Annotated in this window: 11 protein-coding genes; 5 read left to right on the top strand and 6 right to left on the bottom strand. The window is 71.9% G+C overall.

Annotated elements, in window-relative coordinates; all coding sequences use genetic code 11:
• Positions 1 to 376: 376 nt before the first annotated feature.
• The 4 genes from QP939_RS37455 to QP939_RS37440 all read left to right on the top strand — a co-directional run bounded on the left by QP939_RS37455 (position 377) and on the right by QP939_RS37440 (position 5958).
• Positions 377 to 1045 carry a TetR/AcrR family transcriptional regulator gene (locus QP939_RS37455; RefSeq protein ID WP_285451151.1) on the top strand — a complete coding sequence of 223 codons (669 nt, stop codon included), beginning with the start codon at positions 377 to 379 and terminating at the stop codon, positions 1043 to 1045.
• Positions 1039 to 2772 carry an ABC transporter ATP-binding protein gene (locus QP939_RS37450; protein ID WP_285451150.1) on the top strand — a complete coding sequence of 578 codons (1734 nt, stop codon included), beginning with the start codon at positions 1039 to 1041 and terminating at the stop codon, positions 2770 to 2772. Before QP939_RS37455 ends, QP939_RS37450 begins: the two co-directional genes overlap by 7 nt.
• Positions 2769 to 4778: an ABC transporter ATP-binding protein gene (locus QP939_RS37445; RefSeq protein WP_285451149.1), complete on the top strand. Its 2010-nt coding sequence runs from the start codon at positions 2769 to 2771 to the stop codon at positions 4776 to 4778. The genes QP939_RS37450 and QP939_RS37445 overlap by 4 nt, the downstream gene beginning before the upstream one ends.
• A gap of 103 nt (positions 4779 to 4881) precedes the next feature.
• Entirely contained in the window at positions 4882 to 5958 is a 1077-nt protein-coding gene (locus QP939_RS37440) for a DNA polymerase ligase N-terminal domain-containing protein (protein ID WP_285451148.1), read from the top strand.
• Positions 5959 to 6005: 47 nt separating this feature from the next.
• On the opposite strand, the gene QP939_RS37435 is transcribed toward QP939_RS37440, so the two are convergent.
• The 6 genes from QP939_RS37435 to QP939_RS37410 form a co-directional block, all read right to left on the bottom strand.
• Positions 6006 to 7472: an MFS transporter gene (locus tag QP939_RS37435; RefSeq protein ID WP_285451147.1), complete on the bottom strand. Its 1467-nt coding sequence runs from the start codon at positions 7470 to 7472 to the stop codon at positions 6006 to 6008.
• Between the two features lie 126 nt (positions 7473 to 7598).
• Positions 7599 to 8483, bottom strand: coding sequence for a non-homologous end-joining DNA ligase (gene ligD / locus QP939_RS37430; RefSeq protein ID WP_285451146.1), 885 nt, complete (start codon positions 8481 to 8483; stop codon positions 7599 to 7601).
• A gap of 205 nt (positions 8484 to 8688) precedes the next feature.
• Complete coding sequence (locus QP939_RS37425) at positions 8689 to 9078, bottom strand: SPW repeat domain-containing protein (RefSeq protein ID WP_285451144.1); 390 nt, start codon at positions 9076 to 9078, stop codon at positions 8689 to 8691.
• An 89-nt stretch (positions 9079 to 9167) separates the two neighbouring features.
• Entirely contained in the window at positions 9168 to 9677 is a 510-nt protein-coding gene (locus QP939_RS37420) for a hypothetical protein (protein WP_285451142.1), read from the bottom strand.
• Positions 9678 to 9777: 100 nt separating this feature from the next.
• Positions 9778 to 12738 (bottom strand): AfsR/SARP family transcriptional regulator, encoded by a 2961-nt coding sequence (locus tag QP939_RS37415; protein WP_285451141.1) that lies wholly within the window; start codon positions 12736 to 12738, stop codon positions 9778 to 9780.
• 100 nt (positions 12739 to 12838) lie between these two features.
• Complete coding sequence (locus QP939_RS37410; protein ID WP_285451139.1) at positions 12839 to 13543, bottom strand: DJ-1/PfpI family protein; 705 nt, start codon at positions 13541 to 13543, stop codon at positions 12839 to 12841.
• Positions 13544 to 13641: 98 nt separating this feature from the next.
• Here QP939_RS37410 and QP939_RS37405 point away from each other — a divergent pair, with 98 nt between their 5' ends.
• Positions 13642 to 14619 carry a GlxA family transcriptional regulator gene (locus QP939_RS37405; RefSeq protein WP_285451137.1) on the top strand — a complete coding sequence of 326 codons (978 nt, stop codon included), beginning with the start codon at positions 13642 to 13644 and terminating at the stop codon, positions 14617 to 14619.
• Positions 14620 to 14657: the final 38 nt, after the last annotated feature.

Raw genomic sequence — 14657 nt, 5'->3', positions numbered from 1 at the left:
CGCTGCTGGTGAGCGCAGTGCGCTAGGCCAATCGGCTCAATTTCGCAATTTGCACGCCACCACGCAGCGCACACGACCGCCGATACCGCAGGTCGCGCGGGTTCGCACGGCGAATCCCGGGCCGTGAGAACGCGGGCACCAATCGCGCTGGGTCGACCACGGAACGTGTTCGCCCACAGCGTCCGTCCGCCCGCGTGGGCTGAAGGTCCCCTTCATCGCATCTGATGCGCTGAAGGGCCCTTTCCTCCCGTCACATGCCAGGAAAGTCCCCTTCAGCCCACCCGGGCGACACCTCCGCCGACTGTCCGGTTTGCCCCAATTTTGCGTGCCACGCAATTTTTTGCGCGACACGCAAGTTTTTCGCTACACTCCGTTCATGCCGCCGGAAAACCAGCCGAAGCTGACCCTGCGCGAGCGCAAGAAGCGGGAAGCCCGCCGCGCGCTCGCGCAGGCCGCGCTGCGGCTCACGCTGGAACGTGGGCTGGAGAACGTGCGGGTCGAGGACATCGCCAATGAAGTGGGCGTCTCGCCGCGCACGTTCAACAACTACTTCTCCAGCAAGGAGCAGGCGGTCTGCGCCATCGTCGTCGACCGGCACGAGGGGATGCGGGAGGCCCTCCTCGCCCGGCCCGAAGGCGAGCCGCTGTGGGAGTCGGTCAAGCAGGCCGTGATCGAGCAATATTCGCGTGAGGGCGAGCCCGATCGCGCGTATGTTGCGCGTATCCGGGAGCTGATGGGCCAGCTCATGCTGCGCGGCGAGTTCCTCAACGCCCACGCGTCGGTCGAGCGCGTCCTGGCGGAGACGATCGCGAAGCGGGCGGGCGGGGCGGACCACCTGTTGTGCCGGCTGATGGCCTCGTCCGTGGAAAGCGCTGTCCGGGTCGCCTTCTTCAACTGGTTCATGAGCGAAGGCGAACCGTTCCTGCCGACCCTGGTGCGGTTGCTGGACGAGCTCTCCACGGGCCTGCCCTCCCTGACCGGCGGCGCCCCGCCGAAACCCGAACCGAAGAACACCACCACTCCACTGGGGGAACCGTTGTGCTAGTCAAGCTCCTGCGCAGTCACCTGCGCCCGTACCGGAGCACGCTGTGGGTGATCGTCGCCCTGCAGCTCGTGCAGACGATCGCCATGCTCTACCTGCCGACGCTGAACGCCGACATCGTCGACAACGGGCTGATCAAGGGCGACATGCCCTACATCCTGCGCGTCGGCGCGATGATGCTCGCCGTCACGCTGGCCCAGATCGCCGGCTCGATCGGCGCGGTGTACTTCGGCGCCCGCACGGCGATGGCGATCGGCCGCGACATCCGCGCCGGCGTCTTCCACCGGGTGCAGGACTTCTCGGCCCGCGAGGTCGGCCAGTTCGGCACGCCGTCGCTGATCACCCGCACCACCAACGACGTCCAGCAGGTCCAGATGCTGGTGCTGATGACGCTGACGCTGATGGTGTCGGCGCCGATCATGTGCGTCGGCGGCATCATCCTCGCGCTGAACCTCGACGTGCCGCTCTCCTCGCTGCTGCTGGTCATCGTGCCGGTGCTGGCGGTCGCGGTCGGCACGATCATCGCGAAGATGCGGCCGGCGTTCCGGCTGATGCAGGAGCGGATCGACCGGATCAACCAGATCCTGCGCGAGCAGATCATGGGCATCCGGGTGATCCGCGCGTTCGTCCGCGACAAGCACGAGCGCGAGCGCTTCGACGTCGCCAACGACCAGCTGCTCACCGTGTCGCTGCGGGTCGGGCGGCTGATGGCGCTGATGTTCCCGATCGTCATGCTGGTGATGAACGCCTCCAGCGTCGCCGTGCTGTGGTTCGGCGGGCAGCGCATCGACTCCGGCAGCATGCAGATCGGGGCCATGACGGCGTTCCTGTCCTACCTGCTGCAGATCCTGATGGCCGTCATGATGGCCACGTTCATGTTCATGATGGTGCCGCGCGCGGAGGTCAGCGCCGAGCGGATCAGCGAGGTGCTCGACACCGAGTCGAGCGTCCGCCCGCCGGTGTCGCCGATCCGGCCCGGCCAGGTGCACGGGCACCTCGAGCTCACCGGCGTCGAGTTCCGCTACCCCGGCGCGGAAAAGCCGGTGCTGCAGGACATTTCGCTGGTCGGGCGCCCCGGGGAGACCACGGCGGTGATCGGCTCGACGGGCACCGGCAAGACGACGCTGCTGAACCTCATCCCGCGGCTGATGGACGCCACGAAGGGCACGGTCAAGGTCGACGGCGTCGACGTGCGCGACCTCGACCCGGCGGTGCTCGCCCGCGCGGTCGGGCTGGTGCCGCAGAAGCCGTACCTGTTCGCCGGCACGGTGGCGAGCAACCTGCGTTACGGCAACCCGGACGCCACCGACGAAGAGCTGTGGCACGCGCTGGAAGTCGCGCAGGGCAAGGACTTCGTCGAGGCGATGCCCGAAGGCCTGAACGCGCCGATCGCCCAGGGCGGCACCAACGTCTCGGGCGGCCAGCGGCAGCGGCTCGCGATCGCGCGGATGCTGGTGCACAAACCGGAGATCTACCTCTTCGACGACTCGTTCTCGGCGCTCGACTACGCGACCGACGCGGCGCTGCGCCGCGCGCTGGTGTCCGAAACCGCCGACGCCACGGTGGTCATCGTGGCGCAGCGGGTCAGCACCATCCGCAACGCCGACCGGATCATCGTCCTCGACGAGGGCCGCGTCGTCGGCACCGGCACCCACCACGAACTCTTCGACGGCAACGAAACCTACCGGGAGATCGTGCTGTCCCAGCTGACCGAGCAGGAGGCGGCGTGAGCACGACCGAATCGCCCAAGGCCGCCGTCACCGAGGCCGGCGAACGGCCGACCGCCGAGCGGCACAAGAACACCGGGGCCGCCACCGCGGGGCCGGGCCGGTGGATGGCGGGCGGCGCGCCGCCGGAGAAGGCCCTCGACTTCAAGGGATCGCTGAAGCGGCTGCTGCGGCTGCTCAGACCGCAACGGGCCGCCTTGATCGCCGTGCTCGTGTTCGGCGCGGCGAGCGTCGCGCTGACGGTGATCGGGCCGAAGATCCTCGGCCAGGCCACCGACGCGATCCTCGCCGGGGTGCTCGGCAAGCAGGTGCCGCCGGGCGTCACCAAGGAGCAGATCGTCGCCGGGCTCCGCGCCCGCGGCGACAGCACGCTGGCCGACATCTACAGCCGCGTCGACCTCGTGCCGGGCGTCGGCATCGACTTCGACAAGGTCGGGCAGATCCTGCTGACCGTGCTGGCGCTGTTCGTCATCTCGTCGTTCTTCGGGCTGATCCAGGCCCGGCTGACGACCACGCTGGTGCAGCACGCGGTGTACCGGCTGCGCGAGGACGTCGAAGCGAAGTTCGCCCGGCTGCCGCTGAAGTACTTCGACCGCCAGCCGCGCGGCGAGGTGCTTTCCCGCGTCACCAACGACATCGACAACCTCGCCCAGTCGCTGCAGCAGACGCTGTCGCAGATCGTCTCGTCGCTGCTGACCGTCATCGGCGTGCTGATCATGATGTTCCTGATCTCGCCGCTGCTCGCCGTGATCGCGCTGCTCACGGTGCCGCTGTCGGCGGTCATCGCGGCGAAGATCGGGAAGCGGGCGCAGCCGAACTTCATCAAGCAGTGGTCGACGACCGGGAAGCTCAACGCCCACGTCGAGGAGATGTACACCGGGCACTCGCTGGTCAAGGTGTTCGGCCGCCGCGAGGAGTCCGCGGCCATCTTCGACAAGCAGAACGAGACGCTCTACCAGGCGAGCTTCAAGGCGCAGTTCATCTCCGGCATGATCCAGCCGGCGATGATGTTCATCGGCAACCTGAGCTACGTGCTGGTGGCCGTGATCGGCGCGCTGCGCGTCGCGTCGGGCAGCCTGACCCTCGGCGAGGTGCAGGCGTTCATCCAGTACTCGCGCCAGTTCAGCCAGCCGGTCACGCAGATCGCCAGCATGGCGAACCTGCTGCAGTCCGGCGTCGCCTCGGCCGAGCGGGTGTTCGCGCTGCTCGACGCCGAGGAGCAGGCGCCGGAGCCGGAACACCCGGAGCGGCCGTCGGTCATCCGCGGGCGCGTCGAGTTCCAGGACGTCTCGTTCCGCTACCTGCCGGACAAGCCGCTGATCGACGACCTCTCGCTGACCGTGGAACCCGGCCAGACGGTGGCGATCGTCGGGCCGACCGGCGCGGGCAAGACGACGCTGGTCAACCTGCTCATGCGGTTCTACGAGCTGGACGGCGGCCGGATCACGCTCGACGGCGTCGACATCGCGAAGATGAACCGCGAGGAGCTGCGCGACCAGACCGGCATGGTGCTGCAGGACGCGTGGCTGTTCGGCGGCACGATCGCGGAGAACATCGCCTACGGCGCGGACAACCCGAGCCGGGAGGAGATCGTCGAAGCGGCGAAGGCGACGCACGTGGACCGCTTCGTCCGGACGTTGCCGGACGGCTACGAGACGGTGCTCGACGACGAGGGCGGCACGGTCAGCGCCGGTGAAAAGCAGCTGATCACGGTGGCACGGGCGTTCCTGGCCAAGCCGGTCATCCTCATCCTCGACGAGGCGACCAGCTCGGTGGACACCCGCACCGAGGTGCTCATCCAGCGGGCGATGAACTCGCTCCGCAGCGGGCGCACCAGCTTCGTCATCGCGCACCGGCTCTCCACGATCCGCGACGCCGACGTGATCCTGGTGATGGAGCACGGGCGGATCGTCGAGCACGGCGACCACGAAACGCTGCTGCACAGCGGTGGTGCGTACGCGCGGCTGTACGCGGCCCAGTTCGCCGAAGCCATGGCGGAAACGGACTGACCGGTCCCCGGGCTCCCGTCCTGCGCACGACGGGAGTCCGGGCGGCCCGGCCCAGGCGGTAACCTGGTGGCTCACCGAGCGAAGTGGGGGTGCCGGTTCCGCGATGGCCGACCGACTCGACGAGTACCGGCGCAAGCGGCATCGGTCCCGTACTCCCGAACCGTGGCCGGAAGGCCCGCCGGAGCCCGGCAACGACGACCTGTTCGTCATCCAGGAGCACCACGCCACTCGGTTGCACTGGGACTTCCGGCTGGAACGCGACGGCGTCCTCGTGTCGTGGGCGGTGCCGAAGGGCCTGCCGCTCTCCCCCGGCGTCACGCGGCTGGCGGTGCACACCGAAGACCACCCCATGGAGTACCTCGACTTCGAGGGCGAGATCCCGGCCGGCGAGTACGGCGGCGGGTGGATGGCGATCTGGGACACCGGCCGCTACGAAACCCTGCACTGGAACAACCACAAGGTCGAGGTCGTCTTCCACGGCGGCAAGGCGAACGGCAAGTACCTGTTCCTCAACCGGCACAACCCGGAGGACGAGGGCGACTGGACGCTGCGCCGCCTCGACCCGGCCGAGGACGGGCACGAGGACTCCCCCGAGTTCCTCGAGCCGATGGCCGCGGTCGACGGCGAGCTGCCGCCCTCGGCCGACGACGAAGACTGGGCCTACGAGTTCGACTGGGGCGGCGCCCGCACGATGCTGTGCGTGTCCGGCGGCCGCATCGCGGCGCACGACGACACCGGCGCCGACGTCATCGGGCGCTGGCCGGAGCTGCACAAGCTCGGCGAAACCCTGGGCTCGACGGAGGTCCTGCTCGACGGCGAGATGGTCGTCGTCCGCGACGGCCGCCCGGATCCCGAGGGGCTGGTGCAGCGCAACCGCGCCGAAGGCACCGACGCCAAGCGGATGGCCAAGCACTGCCCGGCGTTCTTCTTCGCCTACGACCTGCTGCACTACGAAGGCCGCGCGACGCTGGAGCTGCCGTACGTCGAACGGCGGGACATGCTCGCCGACCTCGGCCTGACCGGCGGCAACTGGCAGGTGCCGCGGTACTTCCGCGGCGGCGGCGAAGCCGTGCTGGCGGCCGCGCGCGAACACGGCCTCGGCGGGATCTACGCGAAACGCGCCGACGCCGAGTACCGCCCCGGCAAGGCCGACGGCGACTGGCTCCGGATCCGGACGTGAAAACGGCCTCCCCGGCCGGAACCGGGGAGGCCGTCACCGACGGAACCTCAGTGCGCCGAAGGCGTCCGCTGCTCCGGAACCACCTGCAGCTGCCCGCCACCGCGCTTGCGCAGCAGGGCCACGGCCAGCACCAGGCCGACGGCCGCGAAGATCACGCACGCCACGAAGCCCTGCGTGAAGCCGTCCATGACCGCCGCCGGGCTGGTCGCCGCCTGCGCCATGTGCGAGGCGATGATCGTCGAGACGATCGCGACGCCGATCGCGCCGCCGACCTGGAACGCCGCGGTGTTGAAGCCGGACGCGATGCCCGCGTCGCGCTTGGCGATGCCGTTCAGCGCCGCCGCCGCGAGGGCGACCGGGCCGCCGCCGAGTCCGAGGCCGAACAGGACCAGGCCCGGGAAGACGTCGGCCCAGTAGGTGCCGGTCGGCGAGATCCCGGTCAGCAGGAAGCACCCGGCGCCGAGCAGCACCACACCGGTGACCGCGACGGCACGGATGCCGATGCGGTTGAGCACGGCCTGCGCGATGTACGCGCCGACCACGGCCGCGATCGGCATCGCTGACTGGCTGAGCCCGAACTCGAGCGCGGTGTAGTGCAGCACGCCCAGCGAGAACTGGGAAATCGCCACGGACATGCCGAACGCGAGCGCCGCGACGATCGCCGTCACGACGTTGCCGCCGACCAGCGCGGGCGAGCGGAACAGCCGCAGCGGCACCAGCGGCGCCGCCGAGCGCTTCTCGATCACCAGCGTCAGCGCGACCAGCACGAGGAACACCACGCCGAGGCCGAGGGTGTGGAAGCTGACCCAGCCCTTCGTGGGCGCCTCGACGAGGATGTAGACGAGCAGGCCCAGCGCGGCGGTGCTGACGACCGCGCCGGCGAGGTCGAACGTCCGCTGCTTGCCGGCGTCCTTGCTCTCGCGCAGCAGCACCGGGCTCAGCACCAGCATGAGCAGCGCGACCGGGACGTTGACGAAGAAGATCGACTGCCAGCCCAGCCAGTCGATGAGCGTGCCGCCGAGCAGCAGGCCGACGGTGGCGCCGATGGAGGCGATCCCGGACCACGCGGCGAACGCCTTGTTGCGCTCCCGGCCTTCGGGGAAGGTGTTGGTCAGGATGGACAGCGCGGTCGGCGCCATCAGCGCGGCCGAGACCCCGTGCAGGGCACGGGCGACCAGCAGGACCTCGGCGTTCCAGGCGAGCCCGGACAGCAGGGACACCAGCAGGAACAGCGCGGTGCCCGCCATGAACACCTTCCGCCTGCCGAGCAGGTCGGCCGCGCGGCCGCCGAGGAGCAGCAACCCGCCGAACGTCAGCAGGTTGGCCGAGAGGGCCCACTGCGCCGCGACGGGCGACAGCTTGAGGTCGGCCGAGATCGACGGCAGGCCCATGATGACGATCTGCGCGTCGAGGATCACCATGAAGTTGGCCGTGCAGAGCAGAATGAGGGCTTTCCAGCGGCGCGGGTCGAGACCCGACGCCACCGATGCGGGTGCTGCTTGGGCGACGTTCACTGCTCTCTCCTTCGAGCGGAGACGGCGTTTCTCCGCGGTCCGTAGGTCTGCGTCGACCGTACGGAGAAGGAGGGGCAGTCACCTTCCTCCGGATTGCACAGCGATTTCTTCCCGCGTGCGGTTTCGCTAAAGCGCCTTCAACAGCTCCATCGCCCGCGCCGGGGAGGCGGCGTGGTCGGCCATCCCCGCCCACGGATCCTGCTTGCGAGCCAAGCGTTCCTTCATCCGCTTCGGCGTCCAGCCGTCCGGCTCCGCCTTGCCGAGTTCGTGCCAGTCCAGCGGGGTGGCGACGCCGGCGGACGGCCGCGCGCGCAGGGAGTAGGGCGCCACGAACGTCGACGTGTAGCCGTTGCGGAGGATGTCGAGGTAGACGCGGTCACCGCGCTGGTTCTTCCGCACGGCCGTGGTGAGCCGGTCGGGGTCGAGCCGGGCGAGCACTTCGGCGGCGACCTTGGCGAGGTCGCGGACCTCTTCGTAGGTGTAGCTGGGTTCCAACGGAGCGACGACGTGGAAGCCGCGCCCGCCGGTGGCCTGCAGGTAGGGGGTGAGCCCGGCGGCGGTGTAGACGTCGCGGACGAGCCTCGCGATCTCGCGAAGGTCCGCGACGGTCACGTGGTCCGGCGGGTCGATGTCGATGAGCACCATGTCCGGGTGCTCCAGGTCGTCCACTGTGGACGACCAGATGTGGTACTCGATGGCCGCCTGGTTGGCCAGGTAGACGAGGGTGGCGGCGTCGTCGCAGATGACGTGCCGGACGTCGCTGGTGGTCCGCTGCGGGATCGCCTCGACCCGGATCCAGGACGGCAGCTTCGGGCTGGCCTCCTTCTGGTACCAGGTCTGGCCGGCGATGCCGCTCGGGTAGCGGCGCAGCGTCAGCGGGCGGCCGCGCAGGTGCGGCACCATCGCCTCGGCGACGGTCCGGTAGTGGCCCACGACGTCGCCCTTGGTGAGCCCGGCCTCGGGGTAGTAGATCTTGTCCGGGTTCGAGGTCGTGATGTCGGCGGGGTCCACCGGTCCTCCCAGGGGTCGGCGGCGGGCCCGTCCACCCGCACGCGCTCCTCGCCGGAGCCTGCCCGGTCGAGGTGCGGCGCGTCCACTCGGAGCGTGCTCAGGCCCGGTCCACCCGGGGGTGGGCTGAAGGGCCCTTTCCTCGCATGTGGCGGGAGGAAAGGGCCCTTCAGCTCATCAGATGCGACGAACGTCCCCTTCAGCGCGCTCAGCTCTCGCGGGCGAGCACCGCGATCCCGGCCACGACGACCACCACACCGGCGACTACGTTGCCGACGAGCGCGGCCGTCGACGGCGGCGTCTCCCCCGCGTGCCGCAGCAGCCACGGCGAGGCGGCCGCCCACGCGCCGAGCACCGGCACGACCCAGCCGAGCAGGCGCACGCGCCGCGTCGCCGCGCGGGCGATCGCCAGTGCGATCAGCACCAGCCCGACGAGGGAGTTGCTGAGGGCGAGCACGCCCGCGCCGCCGAAGCCGGCGATCCACGGGGCGAGCACGAGGTACAGACCGGCCAGCAGCACGAGTCCCGCCGCCGCGCCGATCACCGGGCCGGCGGCGCGGGTCCGCTGCCGTCCGGCCGGGGTGCTGTGCGAAGTCATCTCCTCACCTCCACCCGGAGAGGTACCCCCTCGTCGCAGCCGGTAACCGGGGCCTGCCCGCAGCCCTCGAAGCGGGCAGGCCCCGGCCCTCAGCAGCCGCAGGTGTAATACGTGATGTCCCAATGGTTGCCTTCGTCGCAGTAGAGGTTGCCGGACGCGGCTTTCCACTGCGGGTAGCCGTCGCCGCGCAGGCCGATGTAGCTGAAGTTGTTCTTGATGTAGCCGTCGATGCAGCTGTTGTGCGAGATGTCGACCTTGTAGCCGTTCCAGTGGCTGTAGGTGCCGGACGCGTGCCCGGTCTCGGTGCCGCCGGTGATGTTGATGGCGCAGCCGCTGGCCCGCTTGAGCGTGATCACGCCGCTGACGGTGCTCTGGTTGATCTGCTCGTAGGACGTGCAGGTCGAGTTGTAGCGGTCCGTGCAGCCGCCGCTGGACGAGTGCGTGACCCCGGCCGCGGACAGCTGCGACGCGGCCTGCGCCTGGGTGAGCTTGGTGACCTCGACGCTCGCCGACGCGGTCCCGATGGTGGCGAACACCACCGTCGCGGCCGACGCGGTCAGGCCGACGGCCACCCGCGCCAGCATCCGTTGTCCCGGCATGACTTGCCTCCTCGGTCCGACGATCCGTTGGCCGAGAGCCAAATCGGGACACCCATAACTTCGCCAAACACCGCGCGCGCGGGTAGGGGTGCGGCCGACGTCAGGTCCTGATCTTCGTCAAGACTTCACGAGCCCGGTCCCGCGCCGGCGACTCGCTCGAGACGGCGTTCAGCTCCCGCAGGGCTCGCAGCTCCCACAGCGGGAACCCCAGCTCCCGGAAGAGGTCGGCGGACGTGCGCAGCAGTCGTCCCGCCTCGGCCGCGGCGCCGTCGTCGGCCTGGGTGCGGCCGAGGCTGAGCAGCGCGTACCCCGCGCCGCGGCGGTCCCGCAGCTCGCGGAACACGCCCATGGCGAGCCGCAGGTGCCGCCGTGCGCCCACCGGATCGCCCGCGCGGCGGCGCGCCTCGGCGAGGCTGCGGTGGGTGTAGGCGGCGGCGTGCCGGTGCCCGATCCCCTCGAACAACGCGAGCGACCGCGTCAGGCAGCGTTCGCCGTCGCCGAGTTCCCCGGCCTCGGTGTGCAGGTCGCCGAGGCTGCGCAGGACGTGGGCCTCCCAGTGCCGTTCCCGCGTGCGGACGGCACCGCCGAGCGCGCTGGTGAGCAGGTCGGCCGCCTGGTCGTGGCCACCGTGGCGGCGCAGGACGTCGGCGTAGCGCTTCGCGGCCTGGTCGTGCCAGCGGCCGTCGTCGCATTCGCGGGCGAGCAGCATGCTGACCTCGAAGCTCTCGACGGCGCGCCGCACGTCCCCGACGTCTTCGGCGAGCGAGCCGAGCTGAGCGGCGGCGGCCGCCTGCCCGCGACGGTCACCGCAGTCGCGCAGCAGGTCGAGCGCCTCCCGCAGCTCGGCCTCGGCGGCCCGCGGATCGCCGCCGTCGAGGTGGACGTCGGCGAGTGCGGCCAGCACCGCACCGGTGCCCCGCGGGTCGGCGAGGTTCCGGAACCGGGTTTCGGCCATGACGAAGTAGGTCCGCGCCTGCCGAGCCCGGCCGTGCTGCCAGTGCACGGAGCCGAGGTGGTAGAGCTTCTCGGCTTCGGCACGCGGATCCCGTCGACGCCGGGCGGCGGCCAAGCCGAGCACGGAGACGGCGCGGGCGGCCTGCCCCAGCCACGGCGTGCCCGCGAGCGCGGTGCAGGCGTCGGCGAGCCGTTCGGTGAGTTCGTGCCAGCCGTGCGCCCCGGCCACCCGCACGGTGGCGGCGACGAAGCCGGTCTGCTCGGCTGCCCAGCCGGCCGGGTCGGCCGAAACGCGGCGCAACGCCGCCGGATCCGGTCGGGCCAGGCCGGACACCGGGAGGCCACGGGCGTGTTCGGCGAGGACGAGGGTGACTTCGCAGGCCCGGCGAAGGGCGGCCGGGTCGGGGGCTTGCTCGGCCAGGACGAGCCGGACGAACGGCGGCACGGACCACCGCGCGTGCGGGAGATCCGCGGCCGAGTCGAGCAGGTGCGCGCCCGCCAGGGTCTCGAGCCAGTCATTCGCCTCCGCCAACGGCCGTCCCAGCAACGCCGCGGCGCACCAGTCCGGCACCGCGCCGTCGAATTCCGCCAGCAACCGCAGCAACGACACCTCCGCCGCGGGCCGGTCGCGCAATGCCGACATCACCGCCGCCCGGACCGACAAGTCGCCAGTGGCCAATTCGTCGAGGCGGCGGCGGTCGTCCGCGAGCCGCGCGGCCAGCTCGGCAACCCGCTGCCCCGGCCGAGCCGCGAGCCTCACCCCGGCGATCCGAATCGCCAACGCCAACCCCGCGCACTGACCGAGAAGACGTTGCGCCGCTTCGGGTTCCGCCCGCAACCGCGACTCCCCCGCGATCGCCGCCAGCAACGCCCAGCCGTCCTCTGTGGACAAAGGGAGCACCGGAACCGGATGCGCGCCACACAATCCGGACAGCTCCCGGCGAGCCGTGACCACCACCGCGCAGCCTGGCCCGCTCGGCAGCAACGCCCGCACCTGCGCCTCGGTGACCGCGTCCTCGAGCAGCACCAACAACCGCCGGTCGGCGGTGTAGCTTCGCCACAGTCCCGGCAGGCCGGACCGGTCGGCCAGCTCCGCCGGCGTCGCCCCGAGCAGGCGCAGGAACCCCGTCACCACCGTCGCCGGGTCGGCCGGCGTCCCGTCCTGGCCGCGCAGGGATGCGCACAGCTGCCCGTCCGGGAACCGGCGGCGGGCCCGCCACGCCGCCTGGACCGCGAGCGCGGACTTCCCCGCTCCTGCAGCACCGTGCAACACGACCGGCGCCGGGCCGCGCAACGCCCGGCCCACCTCGGCCAGCTCCGCCGCGCGGCCGGTGAAGTCCGGCACCGCGGGCGGGAGCCCGGCGGGCGGCCCCGGCGTCGTCCACTCCGTCCCCGCGATCCGGCGGTACACCGCGACGAGATCCGCGCCCGGCCAGACCCCGGCCTCTTCCCAGAGCGCCCGCCGCGTCCGGCGGAGCACCTCCAGGGCCGACTCGCGACGGCCGACCGTACCGAGCGCGGCGGCCAGCCGAGCCGCGAAGTGCTCGTCGGCCGGACGGGCCGCGACCACCGGGCCGAGCCGCTCGACCACCGCGCGGCCGTCGCCGTCGGCCAGCTCCAGCTCGACCAGCTGCCGCAGCGCCGCCGACCGGCGGTCCTCCAGCCACAGCTTGTGCGCCTCCAGCAGCGGCCCGCCCGCGACGTCGGCGAACGCGTCGCCCCGCCAGCACTCGAGAGCCCGTTCCAGTGCACGCCGCCGCTGCGCGCGGTCGTCGGCCCCCGATGACAGCAGCGTCAGGAACTCGTCCGCGTCCAGCTCCCCCGGCTCGACGACCAGCGCGTAGCCGCGCGGCCCCGACCGCAGGCGCTGCCCGGCCTCGGCGGCGCCGAGACCGGGCGAGAGCGTCTTGCGCAGCTTCGACACGGTGACCTGCACGATCGCCGCGGCGCTCGACGGCGCGCCGTCCGGCCACAGCTCGTCGACCAGCGTGTCGCGGCCGACGAACTGGCCGGCGCGGGCGAGCAGGACGGCGAGCAGCCGCCGCGGCTGGGCCGCCGACGGCAGCGGGACGGAGGCCGTCATCGGGCCGAGGACCTGGTACCGCACGGCTACACCCCACCCGCGAGATCACCTGATCGAGCGAGCTGAATCTAACCGTCCGCTCCCCGGTCCGAACCCCGATCACCCGGATGGCCGACGACGTCGGTCAGGTGTGCGCGAGCAGCTTGTCCCGCAGCGCCGGGTTGCCGGCCAGCCCTTCCCGCAGCGTGTGCTCACGCAACGGTTTGAGGTCGCCGTACGGCTGGTTCGCCCAGTCCAGGGCACCCTGCGGCGGCTCCGGGTCGTACTCGATGGCGAACTGGACGTTCGTCGCGACCTGCCGCCCGGCCAGCCGCTCCACCAGGTGCAGCGCCAGGTCGATCCCGGCCGAGACGCCCGCCGCGGTGATCACCCGGCCGTCCGCGACCCAGCGCTCGGCGACCGGCGTCGCGCCCACCCCGGGCAGCAGGTCGCGGAACATCCAGTGCGTCGTCGCCCGCTTGCCCTCGAGCAGCCCGGCGGCGCCGAGGACCAGCGAGCCAGTGCACACGGACGTCAGGAGCGCCGCGCTCGCGGCCGCGGTGCGCAGCCAGGCGAGGAGGCGCTCGTCCGCCATCGCGCGCAGCGTCGGCACCGCGCCGCCGGGCACGAGCACCGCGAACGGCGACGGCACCTCGTCGAAGGTGTGGCTCGGGGCGATCCGCAGCGGCGTGTCGGTGTCGAGGGTGTCCTTCGCCGCCCCCACGACGACGGTCCGGTAGGTCGGGTCGATCTGCGCGAGCGCGGCGAGCACCTGCAGCGGGCCCACCAGGTCCAGCGGCGTCAGGCCGGGGTACACGACGAAGGCGATGGTCTTCTGCTCATCGGTCATGGGCCCGACCTTGGCGGGCGGCGCGACCGGCCGGGACGGCGATGTCCGAATTCCTGCGAACCGCGTCCGAGCGCCGGTCCGGCTGCTAGCGTTCGATCATGCCAGGCTCACCCAGACGGGTTGCGATCGTCGGTTACGCCGACGCGGAACTGCTGGACATCGCCTGCCCCGCCGATGTGTTCGACGCCGCCAACCGGCTCGGCGCGCGGCCGCCGTACGACCTGCAGCTCGCCTCCGTCGACGGCCACGGCATCCGCACCTGCGCCGGACTGGTGCTGCAGCCGCACCTGCGGCTCGACCAGGTCGCCGGCGACCTCGACACGCTGGTCGTCGCGGGCGGCTGGGGCAGCACGGCCGCCGCGGCCGACGAGCGCGTCCTGGCCCACGTCCGGCGGCTCGCGCGGACCAGCCGCCGGGTCGCCTCGGTGTGCACCGGCGCGGAGGTGCTGGCCGCGGCCGGGCTGCTCAACGGCCGTCGCGCGACAACGCACTGGCGGTACGCGGCCCGGCTGGCGCGGGACTACCCGTCGGTGACGGTGGACCCGGTGCCGCTGTACGTCCGGCACGGCAACGTCTACACGGCGGCGGGCGTGACGAGCGGCCTGGACCTGACGCTGTCGCTGGTGGAGGAGGACCACGGCCCGACGCTCGCCCGCGAGGCCGCCCGCGCCCTGGTGACCTACCTGCAGCGGCCGGGGAACCAGGCGCAGGTGAGCCTGTTCCTGGCCGGGCCGCCGCCGGAGCACCGCGAGGTCCGCGACCTGACCGCGTACATCGCCGAGCACCTGGACCACGACCTCGGCACCCCGGCCCTCGCGGCCCGCGCCGGGATCAGCACCCGCCAGCTGACGCGGCTGTTCGACGCGCACCTGGGCACGACGCCGGGCCGCTACGTCCGGACGGTCCGCACCGAGCAGGCGGCCCGGCTGCTGTCGGGCACGGACCTCCCGCTGGCCACGATCGCCCGCCGCTGCGGCTTCGGCTCGACGGAGACGCTCCGGCAGGCGTTCCTCGACCACTTCGACACGCCACCGTCGGCGTACCGGCGGGTCCACGTCCGCCAGGCCTACGGCTGAGCCGCGCACGGGACGAACCGGACCGTCGGCGGCCCCTC

It is taken from the genome of Amycolatopsis nalaikhensis, assembly GCF_030264295.1.
Classification (GTDB): domain Bacteria; phylum Actinomycetota; class Actinomycetes; order Mycobacteriales; family Pseudonocardiaceae; genus Amycolatopsis; species Amycolatopsis nalaikhensis.
Note: the sequence above shows the minus strand (reverse complement) of the source record. Positions and strands in the feature narration are given on the sequence as shown.

Bases quoted from the DNA above. Each gene is read 5' to 3' on its own strand.
- QP939_RS37455 (WP_285451151.1), top strand. From the start codon at position 377: ATGCCGCCGGAAAACCAGCCGAAGCTGACCCTGCGCGAGCGCAAGAAG.
- QP939_RS37440 (WP_285451148.1), top strand. From the start codon at position 4,882: ATGGCCGACCGACTCGACGAGTACCGGCGCAAGCGGCATCGGTCCCGT.
- QP939_RS37425 (WP_285451144.1), bottom strand. From the start codon at position 9,078: ATGACTTCGCACAGCACCCCGGCCGGACGGCAGCGGACCCGCGCCGCC.
- QP939_RS37420 (WP_285451142.1), bottom strand. From the start codon at position 9,677: ATGCCGGGACAACGGATGCTGGCGCGGGTGGCCGTCGGCCTGACCGCG.
- QP939_RS37410 (WP_285451139.1), bottom strand. From the start codon at position 13,543: ATGACCGATGAGCAGAAGACCATCGCCTTCGTCGTGTACCCCGGCCTG.
- QP939_RS37405 (WP_285451137.1), top strand. From the start codon at position 13,642: ATGCCAGGCTCACCCAGACGGGTTGCGATCGTCGGTTACGCCGACGCG.